Genomic DNA, 16,540 nt, shown 5'->3' with positions numbered 1-16,540 from the left:
CAATCTAATTAGAAAGGGAGTCCCCTTTGGCTCAAAGATCGCGAACGACATTTACGAAACGGCAAAAAGAACAAGCCCGCGCTGAAAAACAGCGCGACAAGGCGGCCAAGCGCCTCCAACGCAAGGAGGACACGGACAAGCCGAGCCCGCTGGAAGAGGAAATCCCTCTCCTGCACGGTCCAGTTCTCGTTTCGGATTTCGACGACAGCGATTCAGATACTGAGGGCGGCAAAGCCTAACCGCTTCGGCCCAAACCTTGGCCTAACACGGCGCGCTGCCCCTCTTGGGGTGCGCGCCGTTATCATTCTGGATCGTCTCATTCACCACCCCGCCGGCCTTGATGTGCTTTCATGGGATTTCTCCTCATGAACGGCGCTGAAAGTCTCCTCCGCACCCTCCTCGCCAACGGCATCGACCTGTGCCTGATGAATCCAGGCACCTCGGAAATGCAGTTTGTCGCCGCGCTCGACCGGGTTCCCGGCATGCGCGGCGTCCTCTGCCTTCAGGAAGGAGTGTGCGCGGGAGCCGCCGACGGTTACGCCCGCATGACCGGCCGTCCCGCCGCAACGCTGCTGCACCTGGGACCCGGGCTCGCCAACGGCCTCTCCAACTTCCACAACGCCCGCAAGGCCCGCTCGTCCATCGTCAACATCGTCGGTGAACACTCCACCCAGCACCTGCGCTACGACGCCCCGCTGACCGCCGACGTCGAGGCCTTCGCCCGCCCCGTTTCCGGTTGGGTTCGAACGCTCGATTCCGCCGCAAATATGGGGACCACCGCCGCCGAAGCCGTCCTCGCCGCCTACGGACCACCCGGCCAGGTCGCCAGCTTCATCATTCCGGCTGACCACTCCTGGAGCCCCGCCGGCGAGCCCGGCCCCACCGTCCAGCCGCCGGTTCGCGTCGTTCCGCCCACCCTCCACATCAACCGCATTGCGGCCCTGTTGGCGCTCCCCGGCACCGCCCTGCTCCTCAGCGGAGCAGCCCTCTGTGAACGCGGCCTCAGCGCCGCCGCCCGCCTGGGTGTCCCCGTCTTCCTCAACCGCAATTCCGGACGCATCCCGCGCGGCGCACCCTGGTCGTTCGCGCAGCGCATCCCCTACTTCCCTGAGCCGGCAGAAGCCCTGTTGGAGGGCATCCGCCAGATCATCCTCGTCGAAGCCGAGGCGCCGGTTTCCTTCTTCGGCTACCCCAACCGCCGCAGCACCATGGCCCCGGAGGATTGCGAATTCCATACCCTCGCCGCCCAGAACGAGGATGGCCTTGCCGCTCTCGAAGCCCTCGCCGCAGACCGCCCGGGCGTCGCACGCTCCCAACCGGCAGCCCTGCCTCTGCCCGCGGCCGAACCGCTCACCCCCGACACCATCGGAGCCGCCATGGCTGCCCTGCTCCCGCCGGACGCCATTGTCTGCGACGAGATGGTCTCGAGCAGTGAACCCGTCCAACTCCACCTGAACCATGCGCCGGCCCACGACATGCTGCCCGTCACCGGCGGTTCCATCGGCCAGGGTCTCCCCGTCGCAGCGGGAGCCGCGCTGGCCTGTCCGGACAGGAAAGTCATCGCCCTCGAAGCCGACGGCAGCGGCCTCTACACTCCGCAGGCCCTCTGGACCATGGCTCGCGAACACCTCGACGTCACCACCGTCATCTTCGTCAATCGCCGCTACCGCATCCTCGACGTGGAGATGAAACGCACCGGCACCACGGTCATAGGTCCGCGCGCCGATGAGTTAGTGGATCTGACGAGGCCTGACATCGACTGGCAGAAGCTTGGCGAATCGATGGGCGTCGAGTCCGTGCGCGCGACCTCGACGCCCGAGTTCATCCGGCATTTCCGCACCGCGATGTCGAGGCCAGGACCCTTCCTGATCGAAGCGGTCCTGGCCCCGGAGCAGTAACCGCCTTACACGCCTTCTGTCGCGAAGCCGTGCTGTGTGCGGTGATATGCGCTGTCATACCGCTTGCTGGTCTTGAACAGCTCGTAGCGCCCGTCGAACTGCACGTCTTTCACCTTGGCCAGCAGCGCTGTCTTCTCCGCCGCGGTCAGCGGCTGGAACGACCGTGCGATCTTCAACGCCGTCTGCAGCTCTTCCAGGTTCGACAGCCCCACCACCTGCACACTCACCGGCTGCGACAGGCAGTAGCGGTAGCAATCTTCCACCGTCAGTAGCCCGGCTTTGATCGGCCGCCCATCGCCGCAGCAGCCCTTCATGCCGACAATGCCGACCTTCTTCTGCAGGCAGACCGGCATCACCTCTTCGCGGAAACTGAGGAACTGCGAGTCCAGCAGGTTGTTCGGCATTTGCGCCGTATCCCACGCGAAGTCCTTGGCCAGCATCCGGCGGTGAATGGCCGGAGTCTTGTGCCCCGTGAAGCCGATGAAGCGGATCTTGCCCTGCTTCTTCGCCTCCAGCGCTGCGCGGATGCCGCCCTTCTCAAACACCCAGTCCGGATCGTTGTGGTAGTTGCATTCGTGGAACTGCCACAGGTCGATATGGTCGGTCTGCAGGCGCTTCAGGCTCTCCTCCAACTGCTGCATGGCGCCCTCATACTCGCGGCTGCAGACCTTGGTCATCAGGAACGCCTTCTTGCGATAACCGTCCATGCCCAGGGCCTTGCCCATCACCACTTCGCTGCGCCCGCCGTTGTACTCCCAGGCGTTGTCGAGAAAGGTCATCCCTTCGTCGATGGCCGTCTGGATGAGCCGCACACAGGCGTTGTCGTCCCGGTTGCGGCCGGCATGCGCGCCCCCTACCCCGAGCATCGACACGCGCACTCCGGTCTTGCCGAGCAGCCTTGTGGGCACGCCCGTCCCGGTTGCACTGCTGGTTTGCGCCAGTACCTCCTCAGCCAGGACAGCCGTGGCCGCCATGCCCTGAAAGAACTGCCGCCGGGTATTTTCTGCCATGTGAGCCTCCTTCCGTCCAATGAATTGTATGTCATGGGACAATGGCGCACATGAACCGCAGGAAGTTTCTCGGAGCCACGGCCGCCGCCCTTGGCCTGGCCTCGTGTGCGCGTGTTCCCTACCGCCGTACCGCCTTTGAACTGGAGGAGCTCAGCTTCGAAGGTCTCGCTGTCGGTCTCCGCTCCGGCCGCTGGACCTCCCGGCAGTTGCTCGAGCTATACGTCAATCGCATCCAGGACCTCGACAGCGGCGAGTGGAAGCTCAACGCCATCATCGAACACAACCCGGACGCCGCTAAGCTGGCCGATGAGCTGGACACCGAACGGCGCCAGCGCGGCCCGCGCAGTGTCCTGCACGGCGTGCCCATCGTACTCAAGGACAACATCGATACCGGCGACCGGATGATGACCACTGCCGGCTCGCTGGCGCTGGACGGCTGGCACGCGCCCGTGGATGCCCCCGTTGCGGCCCGCCTGCGCGCCGCTGGAGCGCTAATCCTCGGCAAGACCAACCTCAGCGAATGGGCCAACTTCCGTTCCACCCACTCCTGCAGCGGCTGGAGCGGCCGGGGCGGCCAGACCCGCAACCCCTACGCCCTGAACCGCAGCCCCTCCGGCTCCAGCAGCGGCACCGGCACGGCCGTCGCGGCGAATCTATGCGCCGCCGGTGTGGGCAGTGAGACCGACGGCTCCGTCGTCAGTCCCGCGTCCGTCAGCGGCCTGGTCGGCATCAAACCGACCCTCGGCCTGCTGCCCGGCAGCGGCATTATACCCATCGCCCATAGCCAGGACACGGCAGGCCCCATGGCCCGCACGGTTCGGGACGCCGCCACCCTGCTGGGCATCATGGCCGGCAAGGACTTTACCAAAGACCTGCAGCCCGAAGCGCTCAGCGGAGTCCGCCTCGGCATCGCCCGCAAGTTCTTCGAGCGGAATGCGAAGATGGACGGCTTCCTCAACAAGCAGATCGACGCCCTGAAACGCTGCGGCGCCGTCATCATCGACCCGGCCGATCTCCCCTCGCACGGCAAGTCCGGCATGGAGGAGTTCGAGGTCCTGCTGTACGAGTACAAGACCGATCTCGACGCCTACCTCGCCCGCCAGCCGCAGGGCCGGCCCGTGCGTTCCATGCGCGACCTGATCGACTTCAACGAGAAGAACCGCGTCCGCGAGATGCCGCACTTCGGCCAGGAGATCCTTCTCCAGTCGGTGGACAAGGGCCCGCTCACCGACAAAAAGTACCTTGACGCCCGCGCCGCCTGCCTGCGCCTCAGCCGCGACGAAGGCATCGATGCCGTGCTCACGCAGCACAAGGTCGACGCCATCGTCACGCTCACCAACGGACCCGCCTGGTGCATCGACTGGGTCAACGGCGACTACGACACCGGCGGCTGCTCGACGCCACCGGCCGTGGCCGGCTACCCGCACGTCACCGTGCCCGCCGGACTGGTCGACGAGCTTCCCGTGGGCCTGTCCTTCTTCTCCACCGCCTGGCGCGATCAACGGCTGATCAACTACGCCTACGCCTTCGAACAGGAGACCAAGGCGCGGACCCAGCCCCAGTTCCGCCTCTTCGACTAGCCGGGCTACGACTCAGCCCCATAGCGCCGCAACGCCTCCGCAACACGCGCCCGCGTGGCCGCCGGGGCACGCTCCTGCCGCGACACCCACTCCAGCGAGCCGGCCTCGATCACGGAGCCTGCCTCCAGCAGCACCTCAATCGTGGACGGATAGTCGATCCCGTTCGTCGCCGTCATGGCAAACCACAGCGCCTGGCTCAGCGCCGTGCCGCCATACTCGTTCTCCACCTCGAGCGGAGCTCCGCGGGCGATCAGGAGCTTCATCGCCTCCACTTCGCCGCCCACAATGGCCCAGTGCAGACCCGTCATGCCCGTGCTGACATCGCGCACCAGCTCCGGCCGCCGGTCCAGCAGAAACCCGATCACCTCCAGGCGTCCATACTCGCAAGCCCAATGAAAGCCGCGCAGCAGCTTCAGCTCCGGGACGCCCGCCTTCAACCGCCCCTCGGCATCGAAACACGCGCTCACCACATCCAGACGCCCCACGCCGGCCGCACCTTCCAGATCTAGACTCGCGCCCAGTCCGGCCAGGTACGCAGCCGCGGCCTTGCGCCCGTTCGCCAGCGCAGCCGGGACAATCGTCCACCCGCCCGGAGCCCCCTCCAGGCTCGCGCCCCGCTCGATCAGCAGGTCCATGAGAGGGAGCTGCACGCCTGCGTTCAGCGGGTGCACGCTGGTCGCCACCAACCCCAACGCCGTATCCTTGCCGTACGCTCCGCACTCGGCATCGACCTCCGCCCCCGCGTCCAGCAGCGCGCGGGCGATCTCCACGGCATTGCGCGGAGTCTGCTGCCGGTAGTTCTCCACTCCATTCGCACCGACGTAGTGCAGCAGCATCGCCCCGTGCACCCGCGGCGAGCGCGCATGCACCAATGACGGATCCTCGGCCAGCAGCCTTTGCAGGGTGGCCAGGTCCCCACTGATCACCGCCTCCACGGCCTGCTCAAACCGGGATGCGGGCGAGTTGGCCTTCAGCAGGGCCTCCAGGCACTTCACAAACTTCGGCCAGCTCTCGAAGCCGTGCTGCCGCGCCAGCGCCCACTGCGCGTCGGCCAGCGTGAACTCTCCGCCGCTGAGCTCTTTCGCTCGCGGGTGGAAGTGTTTGACTCGTTCCAGGGCGGCACTCTCTCCAGCCTTGTAGGCTTTGAGCAGTTCCTTCGCCTGTTTCCGGTATTGTGCCAGGCTCGGACGAGCCGGCAACGGCATCAGATCGGTTGTGTTCATCCACGAACTCCCTTTCAAGTCGTGCCTGGAGTCCGCCCAAATCAGGCTGAAAGAAGGTTCGTAATGGACACGGAACCTGCTGAAGGTGGGCACGGCCCTTTCCGCGGACTGGTGGCGCCCTTCGCGCTCGTTTCCAAGCTAAGCCCACGGCGCGGGGAAATCAATACGGCCCGGGTAACTTTTCACATCCTGCCGAACAATTGCCGGTTCCCCCTCGTACTGTGTGGCTAAGGAGCTCCCATGAAGCGAATCCTGAGCCTGACCTTTGCCCTCTTTGCTGCCTCAGCCATCCTGCTGGCAGCCGACGCCACCGGCACCTGGACCGGAACCTTCACCGTCAATGGCGACTCGCCTGAACCCCGCCCCGCCCTGCTGGTCCTCAAACAGGACGGCGACAAGCTCACCGGCACCGCCGGCCCGAACGCCGACGAGCAGCACCCCATTGAGAAGGGCACCATCGCCGACGGCAAGATCACCTTCGAAGTCGCGGCCGGCGAGAGCATCATGAAGTTCGCCCTCGTTCTGAACGGCGATGAGATCACCGGTGATATTCAGCGCGACCGGGAGGGGGAACACCAAACGGCCAAACTCGCCGTCAAACGCCAGAAATAGGGCCCGCGCCGCTGACGGATCCACTCGGGGGCGAGAAGCCAGTGCCTCGCCCGCACACGCGCGGCCCGAAGGCGCGATAATCTAAGCCATTACCTCCATGAAACGAGCACTGGCCCTTTTTGTGTCTACCCTCATGGTCTCCGCGCAGTCGCCGGAGAAACCATTGGCAGGCTTCCAACCCGAAAACGCGCGCCGCGAATTCGAGCTCGAAAAGCAGTTCGACGCCCACCTGAGCCGCGCCAACCTGCAGCAGTGGCTGAAGCGGATGTCCGCCAAGCCGCATCATGTCGGCTCGCCCGGCAGCCGGGAGGTGGCCGAGTTCATCGCCGCCCAGTTCAAGAGCTGGGGCTACGCCACGCAGATCGAGACGTTCTACCCGCTCTTCCCTACCCCGAAGACGCGCGTCCTGGAGATGATCGCGCCCGAGAAGTTCACCGCCAAGCTGAGTGAACCGCCCATCGAAGGCGACGAGAGCACGGCCAACACGGCCGGCGGCCTGCCCACCTATCACGCCTATTCGATCGATGGGGACGTCACCGGTGACCTCGTCTATGTGAACTACGGCCTGCCTGGCGACTACGACAAGCTCGCCGAGATGGGCATCGATGTGAAGGGCAAGATCGTCCTCGCCCGTTACGGCGCTTCGTGGCGCGGCATCAAGCCCAAGGTCGCAGCCGAGCACGGCGCCATCGGCTGCATCATCTATTCGGACCCGCGCGACGACGGTTACTACGCCGGCGACGTCTATCCCAAGGGCGGCTGGCGGCCCAAGGACAGCGCCCAGCGCGGCAGCGTGATGGACATGCCCACTTACCCGGGCGACCCGCTCTCGCCCGGCGTCGGCGCCACCAAGGACCTGAAGCGCGGCCCCTACAAGCAGGCCGCCACGCTCACGAAGATCCCGGTCCTGCCCATCTCCTACGGTGACGCCGAGCCGCTGCTGCGCGCCCTGGGGGGTCCCGTTGCTCCGCCCGACTGGCGCGGAGCCCTGCCCTTCACCTATCACATTGGTCCGGGCGCCACGAAGGTCCACCTCAAGCTCGAATTCAACTGGGACCTCGCCCCCACCCACAACGTCATCGCCCGCATGACCGGCGCCGAGCGGCCTGACGAATGGATCATTCGCGGCAACCACCACGATGGCTGGGTCTTTGGAGCTTCCGATCCCCTCACGGGCATGGTCACCGTGATGGAAGAGGCCCGCGCGCTGTCCGAGCTCGCCAAGGCGGGCTGGAAGCCGAAGCGCACGATCATCTTCTGCGCCTGGGACGGCGAGGAGCCCGCCCTGCTGGGCTCCACCGAATGGGCTGAATTCCATGCGGACGAGCTCAAGAAGCACGCCGCGGTTTATGTGAACTCGGATGGCACCTCGCGCGGCTTCGTCCACGTGGGCGGCTCGCACACCCTGGAGACGCTTGCCTCGCAGGCTGCCCGCGACATCACCGATCCCGAAACGAAGGTCTCGACGCTGGAGCGCGCCAAGGCCCAGCGCGCCGTGGCCGGCAACCCCACGCCGGGCGACCTGCCCATCAGCGCCCTCGGCTCCGGCTCCGACTACACCGTGTTTGTGGACCACCTGGGCATCGCGAGCCTGAACATCGGCTTCGGCGGAGAAGGCAACGGCGCGGGGAGCTACCACTCGAACTACGACACCTATGATCACGTCGTGAAGTTCGAGGACCCCGACTTCCAGTACATTTTCGCGTCGGCCCAGCTCGGCGGGCGCTTTGTCCTGCGCCTGGCGAATGCCGATGTGCTGCCGCTGCGGTTCGACAACTTCTCGAAGATCGTCACGCGCTATGCGGGCGAGGTGAAGAAGCTGGCCGATGACATGCGCTCCGAAACCGACAAGCAGAACGAGCTGATCCGCAACGGCTCGTTGAAGCTCACGGCCGATCCGCGCAAGACGTACATCGTGCCTGAACCCAAGGCGGCCGTGCCGTTCCTGAACTTCGCTCCGCTGGACAACGCGGTGAACAAGCTCAAGACGAGCACGGATGCCTTCACGAAGATCGACCTGAAGGCGCTGCCTGAGCCCAAGGCCAAGGCGCTGGACGCGATCCTGCTGCAGATCGAGCGCAAGCTGACCCGCCCGGAAGGCCTGCCGCGCCGGCCCTGGTTCCAGCACCAGATCTACGCGCCCGGCTTCTATACGGGCTATGGCGTGAAGACGCTGCCCGGGATCCGGGAGGCGATTGAGGAGCGCTATTGGAAAGAGGCGGACGAGCAGATTGTGAAGACCTCGGCGTCGATCGAGGCGTTTGCGGCTGAGCTGGATCGGGCTACGGCGCTGCTGGCTCAGTGAGGAGTTGGGTGGTTCACGGAGATCCTTGGGCCATCGGGGCAGGCCTGGCTTGAGGTGCAGCTCGGGCCGCGGAGTGTGGGCGGGTTCCATTGAAGGAGTGCGAATTGGGGCATGGCCTTTTTCGTTGGGTGGTTGGGGGCGTGCGATTGCTCCCCCGCTCCTTTTAGTCGCGGCTCTGAAAGCGGATTGCCTCGCTTGGCGGGGGGTGGGGGAGTCGATTGAGGACGCTTCCGCTGCTTGGGCCCGCTGCTTGCCAGTTTGGGTTCGGTGCGCGGTGGGGTTGGTGGGGGCTTTTCGGTGATTCCTCCGCTCCCTCACGGTCGCGGCTCCATTTGTTTCGTTTGCTTTGGCGGCTTGGACGGGGGTTGGTGGGTTTGTTCCCTCAAAATCCACGGTGGGTTCCCGCTTGGGCTGGACGGGCGGCGGTTCGGGGGCGTTTTGGGGGGTTATCCACTCACTCACGTTCGCGGCTCCGTTTGTTTCGTTTGCTTGGGCGGCTCGACGGGGCTTGGGGGACGCCTTTGAGGACGCTCCTGCTGCCTTGGACCGCTTCCTGCCAGTTTGGGTTTGGTGGGCGGCGGGGACCACTCCCTCACGGTCGTGGTTCGTTGCGGCTTCGTTTGCTTTGGGGGCTTGGCGGGGCGTGGGGGACTCCACTGGGGGCGCTACGGGAACCGTGGCCCGCTCCTTGCCAGTCGCGGTTCGCTGCGCTGGGGGGACCACTGCCTCACTGTCGGGGGGCGTTGCGGCTTCGTTCGCTTGGGCGGCTTGGACGGGGGCAGGTGGGTTTGTTCCCTCAAATTGCTCGGTGGGTTCCCGCTTGGGCTGGACGGGCGGCGGTTCGGGGGCTGGTGGGTTTGTTCCCTCAAAAATCGCGGTGGGTTGTTGGGTTTCGGGCTCGGCGGGGCTGGGCGGTTCGCTGGGGGCCAGGAGTTGGGTCAGGTGGTCCAGGCCAGTTGGGGTGGAGAGGATGGCGCCTTCGACGCGGTGGAGGCGCATCTGGATCCAACCGGCGTAGCGATTGAGGGCCTGGATGCAGCCGTGCTGGCGGAGGACCCAGTCGCGGGCGATGTCTTCGTTGCCCTTCCCGTATTCGAGACCGGCGTTGAAGAGGGCGCGTTCGCGGCTCTCTTGTACGACGAGGTGGCCCTGGAGCATGTGCCACTCGAAAGTGAGGGCGCGCAGGGTTGGGTCGGCCAGGTTTTGGGTGTTGGCTTCGGCGATGGCTCGGAAGTGGGCTTCGAGGCGGGGCGACATGCGGTGGTCTTCGCTGTAGGCTCCGGTGCGGCGGGCGTTGTCGGCGACTTTGGCTTTGCCCTGTACGGTGCGGGGGCCGGTGGATTTTTGGGCGTTGGCTCGGTTGGCAGCGAGGCGGCGTTCGGAGATCTGGGTTGCGGGCATGGCGACCTTTTCTGTGGCTTTCGGGTGTGTTCCTTGCGTTTCCGTGCACCTGTGGAAGGGGACCGGCGCGTTGGCTGAGGCGCGATCGACTGGTTCGGTGATGTGCATAGAAAATGTCCTCTATAACCATTCTTGTAGGGGGTGGACCTAGGATTTAGGAGAGGAATATCTGCAATGTATTGATTGCAGGGGAGAAGATATTTCTCGAACTTGTGTCATCAAAGAAGCTTCATGTGGGGAAATGGGGTGGTTCGGAAGGGGTGAGGGGGGTTGGAGGAAGAAGGCCGGCACGAATGCCGGCCCGCAAGCGTGGACGCATACCCCACGGAAGAGGGCCCTGGATTGGATTCGGGGTCTTTGGGGTGTCAGGGGGCGAAGCGGTGGGCGGCGTGGATGGGGGTTCGGAGTGGAAGCTGGAGCTCCGGAGCTAACGTCTGTGACTTCCGGTCTCCGGGCGCTGCTCTGCGCGGGATGGCGACCCGTCCCAGTTGCAATTTCGACTGATTGAACATGTACTGCGGAGTACGCCGCGAGTGGAAAATGAGACTGTTTAGGTACTGCATGTTCCTGGATTCCTGGAAATTGAGGGCGGTTGAGGAAGGTGGCGGGCCAGCAGGGCCCGGGCGGTCAAACGCCGACAGGCCAGGAGACTCCGGCGGCAAGTCCTTCTTTATCAGCGGCGTATCAAACGGCCCGCCCCAGGCTACCCGCTTCCCCGATGTCAGCTGATTGAATAATATCGGTTCACTGCATTCCCACTTTAATTTCTGCAATACGATGTGACATTCTTGTTCTGAGGTTGTCTTGCGTACTGCTGCCGCTTCGATTTCTGCCCTGGTTTCGTGCCTGATCCTGGCCGTCCATCCCTGTTCCGCCCAGGTGCAGGTCCAGCGTAGCTTGCAGGAGCCGGTCTCGCCGATTCCCGGACAGGGCGTGGTCCAGCGACCATCCGAGGCCGCGGCCGGACCGGATCTGAATATCCAGGTCACCCACACCAGCAGTTTCCTGAGGGGACAGACCAATGCCGTGTATCTGATCCGGGTGACGAACGTGGGAGGGGGCGCCACTTCCGGAGCCATCGCGGTGGTGGAGTCGATGCCGTCCGGTATCAGCATTGCTTCGATGTCGGGGCCGGGCTGGACTTGCGCCGCGAGTGCATGCAGCCGGACCGACAGCTTCGCTGCCGGCCAGATGCTACCCACAATTACCGTTCTGGCGTCAGTGGGGGCGAACGCTCCGGGCTCGATCAGCAACCTGGTGACGGTGTCGGGCGGTGGGGACTCGAACATCAGCGACAACGTGGCCACCGACGCGACGAGCATCGCCTCGGAGGGATGGCTGTATGGCCAGGAGAATGGCCCCCTATCTTCCGTTGCGTCCCTGGCCCCGCGCACACTGTCGGATGCGGTGGCGATTGCCGGCTCGCGATTGGGTGGCCTAGCGCTGCGCAAAGACGGGACTGTCGTGCAATGGGTCCTCGACCGTTCGAACAACTGGCCCCTGCCCGCAGGGTTGAAGAATGTGATCGCAGTGGCAGCGGGTGACACGACGTTCTTTGCCTTGAAGAGTGACGGGCATGTTGTTGCCTGGAGCACGAATTATCAGGTGCCGGACACATCCAGCCTGTCGAACATTGTCTCGATTGTCGCGGGGCCGAACTTTGCCCTGGCGCTGACCGCCGAGGGTACGGTCCATGCCGTGTCAGTGGCGATGCCAGCGGAGGTTTTTATCCCCGCCGCCCTCTCGAACGCCGTGCAACTCTCGGCAGGCACGGGAGGAGCTTTCGCGCTCACCGCACAGGGAAGAGTGGTTTCGTGGGGCGGACGGGTGCCGCCCACTCCGGCCAACCTGGGAGCCCTCGTGCAAGTGGAGCGAGTGGATCTGGACACGGCTGCCGGGATCCGGGCCGACGGAACGGTGGTGGTGTGGGACAAGGCAGGGACCAGCGAACTGTTGACTCCGCCAGCGGGCCTGAACCGAGTTGTTGCACTGGCCGGCGACAGCTATGGGATGGCGTTACAGGATGACGGCATCGTCCGGGCCTGGGGCCCGTCTTCCAGTCAAGCAACTCCGTGGGCCAATGTAGCGCTGGCAGCGGGTTCCCTAGCCTCCACCAGAGCCATTGCGGGGACGCCCAGCTTCTTCCTGGTCATCCTTTCCGCACCTCCAGTGGTTTTATCCGTGCAGGTCACCGCCCAACATTTCGACGTGAAGAATTACGCGATTGATTCGCCGAAATTCGCCATTGACGGCATCCCCGCCACCAATTACAATGCGGTGCGCGTGGCGCCGGGAGGAACCCACACGATCTCCACCGGGCAGAAGCAGTTCTCATCGGGCAACTGGGTGGAATGGAATTTTGCGTCCTGGAGCGACGGAGGGGCCGCCACGCACAGCATTACGATCGGCTCCGCTGACGCAGCGTACACCCTGGATTACAAGCCGAGGGTCCGGCTGGAGACCAGCGCGGGCGCCGGCGGGACGATCAGCCCGGCTGGCGGGTACTTCGAGATCGGGTCCAATGTACTGATCCAGGCAACGCCATTGCCCGGCTTTGTGTTCTCCAGATTTACCGGCGGCTATCTCGGCACGACGGGCAACAACCCCGCGCGTACCGTGATGAACGCTCCAGGCCTGGTCACCGCGAGTTTCGTGGCGCAAACGGGGACCGCCCTGCGAGCCACCCTGCGCGAGGCGGGCCCTTTCATCCAGGGTCAGCAGAATGCGAGCTTCGCGGGCCGCGTGCTGAACGAAGGCACGACCGCGGTCAGCGGGGTGTCGGCGACATTTACGAACGTGACGATCAAGAGCCTCTGGGGCACCGGCTGGAGCTGTTCCGGTTCGACGTGCAGCCGCGCCGACACGCTCGCGGCAGGGCAGGCATTTCCGGCGATACAGGCGGTTGTCTCGATCCCGGCGAATACCACCAGCAGCATCGCACCGGTGATGCAGGTGAGGTCCACGAACGCAAACATAGTCGAGGCGACGGCCCCGACCGAGGTTTCCGGCACCGGCAATGCGGTGCTCTGTTGGGGGGATCACGCCTCCGGCCAGTGTTCGCCGCCCAACGGTTTGACCAATCTGACGGCCCTGGCCGCCGGAGGCAGGCACACGGCGGCCCTGCGGGGCGACGGCACGGTGGCAGCCTGGGGCGCGAATGACAAGCAGCAGGCCCAGGTGCCGGCCAACTTGGCCAGTGTGATCGCGCTCGCCGCGGGCCTGGACCACACGCTGGCGCTCAGTTCCGCGGGGCAGGTGACGGCCTGGGGGGACAACGGCAGCGGCCAGTCCAGTGTCCCGGCCAACCTGACGAGCGTGATCGCCATTGCGGCCGGGGCGCACCACAGCCTGGCGCTGACGAGCAGCGGCAGTGTGGCGGCCTGGGGCGCGAACGGCAGCGGGCAGAGCAGCGTGCCGGCCTCGGTTCAAAACGCGGTTGCCATTGCAGCGGGAGGGGATCATTCGCTGGCCGTGCTGGGTGACGGCACGGTGATTGCCTGGGGCAGCAATGGCGCGGGCGAGAGCACGGTTCCGGCGAACCTGGCGGCAGTGGAATCTGTTGCTGCGGGCACGCAGTTCAGCCTGGCGGCACTCCGGAATGGAACGGTGGTGGCCTGGGGGAACAATCCGGCGAGCATCCAAGCGGGAATCCCCGCCAATTTGCAGGACGTGCGCCAAGTGGCCGCAGGAGGAGCCCACGCGCTGGCACTGCGATGGCAGAGGACGCTGCAGGCGTGGGGCGCCAACGACAGGGGGCAGACCACGTTGCCCGGCGGTGTGACCCAAGTGGCGGCGGTCACGGCGGGTCTGGCCCACAGCGCGGCCATTACCGCGGTTTCTCCGCAGGCGACGGTGTCGTTCTCCACAGAGCCTGCGGGCCAGGCCTATGTGGTGGACGGCGTGACCTATGCCACCGCGCAAACTTTCCACTGGATCGCCGGCAGCACGCACACGGTGGAAGTCGCGCGCATACAGCCTGGAGCGACCGCGGGAACACGCTATGTGCTGCAGGGTTGGTCCGAAGGTGGGGCTACCACTAAGCGGTCCTTCACCTTGTGGGAGTCCGACACGTATTCGATCACTTTCAAAACCCAGTATCTGCTGACCACCACGGCTTCCGCGGGCGGGACCATCGCGCCCGCCACAGGTTACCAGGATTCGAATTACCAGGTCTCCATAACAGCGACCCCGGACGGGGGCTACCGATTCGCGGGCTTCAGCGGCGACCTTACCGGCAGCAACGGGCGGCAGAGGCTCAGCATGACAGCGCCTCGCGCGGTCCACGCCGTCTTTACTCCGGCGACCCCGTCGGCTGACGCTGTCAGTGTGTCGCCTGCCAGCGGGTCAGGCGCTTCGGGCGTGTTTACGGCGACCTACTCGGCGAGCCTGGGCCATACGGACCTCCTCTTTGTTCAATTCCTGCTGGCCGCGGCGGCGGACGGGGGCGGCCAGCCGTATTGTTTCCTGCATTACGATGTGCGAGGCGATGGGTTCTGGCTCTATGGGGATGGTGGGTTCTTCGTAGGGCCGGTTCAGCCAGGCACCGCCAGTGCGGCGCTTCAGAACAAACTCTGCGCGATCAACACTCAAACCTCAAGTGTGACCGGCAGCGGCACCACTTTCACGCTGGATGCACGCCCGGTTTTCAAAACGGCGGCGACGCTGAACGTCTACCTGCGGGCGTATACGACGGGCGACATCGATACGGGTTGGGTGCAGCGCGGAACGTGGACCACTGCGCCGACTCCTATCGGCAACATGAGTGTCCAGCCGGCCTCCGGGGCGGGTGCACAGCAGGCGTTCGCGCTGACCTACCAGGATCCAGCCGGGTTTGCAGGCGCACCGGCTGCGTGGTCGCAGTTCCTGATCGCCGCGGCGACGGACGGCGGCGGACAGCCCTTCTGTTTCCTCCACTATGACCATGCGGGCAACAGCCTGTGGATGTATTCGAGTGACGTGGGCTTCTTCCTCGGCCCGGTGAATCCGGGCACCTCGTCCGCGGCGCTGGATAGCAGTGCGTGTTCGGTGGATACGGCTTTGACGGCGATTGCGCGCCCAGGGGGGCTGGTGAGAGTCAGCGTTCCCGTTCACCTGAAGGCGCCGATGTTGGGGGCCAAACAGTTGTATATGCGGATGCAGGATCCGTTGCGCCGGGACTCGGGTTGGGTGGCGACGGGCAGTTGGACGATTCCCTAGTGGCCGCTCGCGGCAAGTCTATGAGGATTGGCGGCGGCTGGTTGCCGCAGGGCCTGCTACCCCTGGGAACGGGCTCTGGCCGGATGATTGGAAGGTCCCTCCGACTAGAGCACACCGGGCTGGGGAGTACGACCACACTGACAATCGAGGCGGGACTGTCATCCGGCCGCCTGATTGTGATCTGAATAGTGCGTGGACGCATACCCCACGGAAGAGGGCCTTGGATTGGATTCGGGGTCTTGGGGTGTCACGGGGAGGTGTGGTTTTTGGGGAAGAAGGCCGGCACGAATGCCGGCCCGCAAGCGTGGACGCATACCCCACGGAAGAGGGCCTTGGATTGGATTCGGGGTCTTGGGGTGTCAGGGGGGTGTGGTTTTTGGGGAAGAAGGCCGGCACGAATGCCGGCCCGCAAGCGTGGACGCATACCCCACGGAAGAGGGCCTTGGATTGGATTCGGGGTCTTGGGGTGTCAGGGGGGCGAAGTGGTGAGCTGGGGTTCGGAGCGGAAGCTGGAGCTTCAGCGCTAACGTCTGTGAATTCCTGTCTCCGGGCTCTGCTCTGCGCGAAATGGCGACCCGTCCCGGTGGCCATTTCGATGGATTGAATGCGTACCTCGGAGTACGTGGCGGCAAGAGTGCGGGCGTGCTTTTGTCCTGTATGTTATTGCATCCGAGCCAGTTACTGGACGAGAAGAAGCCTGGCCAACTTCGAGGCTGGGGCCAGTCAAACGCCAACCGGTGACTGGAACGGGACGACAAGCCTTTCTTTTTCTGCGGCTTGCAGAAAGGTGCACGCCAGGCTGTCGCGCCTCCTGCGTCCTGCGGCTTGCAGAAAGGTGCACGCCAGGCTGTCGCGCCTCCTGCGTCCTGCGGCTTGCAGAAAGGTGCACGCCAGGCTGTCGCGCCTCCTGCGTCCCGTTCCTTGCCGGTTTAACCGCCAGGAGGCGTTTCGTCCCCCAAGTCTTCAAAGTCGTGAAATGTTCTATCGTGGTGTTCGATTGCCTCAGTGATCGTGTCGAATGATCGGCCGACACGGGCTTCTGGAGCATCCTCGATCAATAGCTCCACAAACTGTAGATCCATTTTCGTCTTCCATTCAGCGGACACGGGCAGGTGGTATTCATCCGCGCTTTGAACAGTGAACTTTCCGGACTCAACGTTCTGAAGGCACCGGTAGCAGATCGCCATACCATCACAACGTTTCCATATGGTTATTGCCTGGTACATCTATTTCAACTCCGGTGGCTTTGGTGCATGGGAGTTGTCAATTCGTTCCCAACACCCTGTCCGAATTCGCATCTAGGTATTTGCTCGCC

General features: G+C 64.7%; 9 protein-coding genes. 7 read left to right on the top strand and 2 right to left on the bottom strand.

All coding sequences use genetic code 11. The features are described 5' to 3' along the window. The first annotated feature begins 26 nt into the window (after positions 1 to 26). Both ACR9Y2_RS28415 and ACR9Y2_RS28410 read left to right on the top strand, forming a co-directional pair. On the top strand, positions 27 to 239 hold the full coding sequence (locus ACR9Y2_RS28415; protein ID WP_435045252.1) for a hypothetical protein: 213 nt from the start codon (positions 27 to 29) through the stop codon (positions 237 to 239). Between the two features lie 111 nt (positions 240 to 350). After that, positions 351 to 1,898 carry an acetolactate synthase large subunit gene (locus ACR9Y2_RS28410; protein ID WP_435045251.1) on the top strand — a complete coding sequence of 516 codons (1,548 nt, stop codon included), beginning with the start codon at positions 351 to 353 and terminating at the stop codon, positions 1,896 to 1,898. 5 nt (positions 1,899 to 1,903) lie between these two features. Here the strand turns inward: ACR9Y2_RS28410 and ACR9Y2_RS28405 are convergent, their stop codons facing one another. Further along, positions 1,904 to 2,908, bottom strand: a complete 1,005-nt coding sequence (locus ACR9Y2_RS28405) for an aldo/keto reductase (RefSeq protein ID WP_435045250.1) — start codon at positions 2,906 to 2,908, stop codon at positions 1,904 to 1,906. 50 nt (positions 2,909 to 2,958) lie between these two features. On the opposite strand from ACR9Y2_RS28405, the gene ACR9Y2_RS28400 reads away from it, so the two are divergent. Further along, a complete protein-coding gene (locus ACR9Y2_RS28400; RefSeq protein WP_435045249.1) occupies positions 2,959 to 4,488 on the top strand; it encodes an amidase in 1,530 nt (509 codons plus the stop codon). A 5-nt stretch (positions 4,489 to 4,493) separates the two neighbouring features. Here the strand turns inward: ACR9Y2_RS28400 and ACR9Y2_RS28395 are convergent, their stop codons facing one another. After that, entirely contained in the window at positions 4,494 to 5,711 is a 1,218-nt protein-coding gene (locus ACR9Y2_RS28395) for an ankyrin repeat domain-containing protein (RefSeq protein WP_435045248.1), read from the bottom strand. Between the two features lie 240 nt (positions 5,712 to 5,951). On the opposite strand from ACR9Y2_RS28395, the gene ACR9Y2_RS28390 reads away from it, so the two are divergent. The 4 genes from ACR9Y2_RS28390 (at position 5,952) to ACR9Y2_RS28375 (ending at position 15,225) form a co-directional block, all read left to right on the top strand. After that, entirely contained in the window at positions 5,952 to 6,323 is a 372-nt protein-coding gene (locus ACR9Y2_RS28390; RefSeq protein WP_435045247.1) for a hypothetical protein, read from the top strand. 97 nt (positions 6,324 to 6,420) lie between these two features. After that, on the top strand, positions 6,421 to 8,628 hold the full coding sequence (locus ACR9Y2_RS28385; RefSeq protein WP_435045246.1) for a transferrin receptor-like dimerization domain-containing protein: 2,208 nt from the start codon (positions 6,421 to 6,423) through the stop codon (positions 8,626 to 8,628). A 942-nt stretch (positions 8,629 to 9,570) separates the two neighbouring features. Next, entirely contained in the window at positions 9,571 to 10,107 is a 537-nt protein-coding gene (locus ACR9Y2_RS28380; RefSeq protein WP_435045245.1) for a hypothetical protein, read from the top strand. Positions 10,108 to 10,833: 726 nt separating this feature from the next. After that, a complete protein-coding gene (locus tag ACR9Y2_RS28375) occupies positions 10,834 to 15,225 on the top strand; it encodes an InlB B-repeat-containing protein (RefSeq protein WP_435045244.1) in 4,392 nt (1,463 codons plus the stop codon). Positions 15,226 to 16,540 lie beyond the last annotated feature (1,315 nt).

It is taken from the genome of Paludibaculum fermentans (assembly GCF_051172195.1).
In the GTDB taxonomy this organism is placed as follows: domain Bacteria; phylum Acidobacteriota; class Terriglobia; order Bryobacterales; family Bryobacteraceae; genus Paludibaculum; species Paludibaculum fermentans_A.
This window is presented reverse-complemented; position numbering and strand designations above follow the sequence as displayed.

Bases quoted from the DNA above. Each gene is read 5' to 3' on its own strand.
- ACR9Y2_RS28410 (WP_435045251.1), top strand. From the start codon at position 351: ATGGGATTTCTCCTCATGAACGGCGCTGAAAGTCTCCTCCGCACCCTC.
- ACR9Y2_RS28395 (WP_435045248.1), bottom strand. From the start codon at position 5,711: ATGAACACAACCGATCTGATGCCGTTGCCGGCTCGTCCGAGCCTGGCA.
- ACR9Y2_RS28385 (WP_435045246.1), top strand. From the start codon at position 6,421: ATGAAACGAGCACTGGCCCTTTTTGTGTCTACCCTCATGGTCTCCGCG.
- ACR9Y2_RS28400 (WP_435045249.1), top strand. From the start codon at position 2,959: ATGAACCGCAGGAAGTTTCTCGGAGCCACGGCCGCCGCCCTTGGCCTG.
- ACR9Y2_RS28390 (WP_435045247.1), top strand. From the start codon at position 5,952: ATGAAGCGAATCCTGAGCCTGACCTTTGCCCTCTTTGCTGCCTCAGCC.
- ACR9Y2_RS28405 (WP_435045250.1), bottom strand. From the start codon at position 2,908: ATGGCAGAAAATACCCGGCGGCAGTTCTTTCAGGGCATGGCGGCCACG.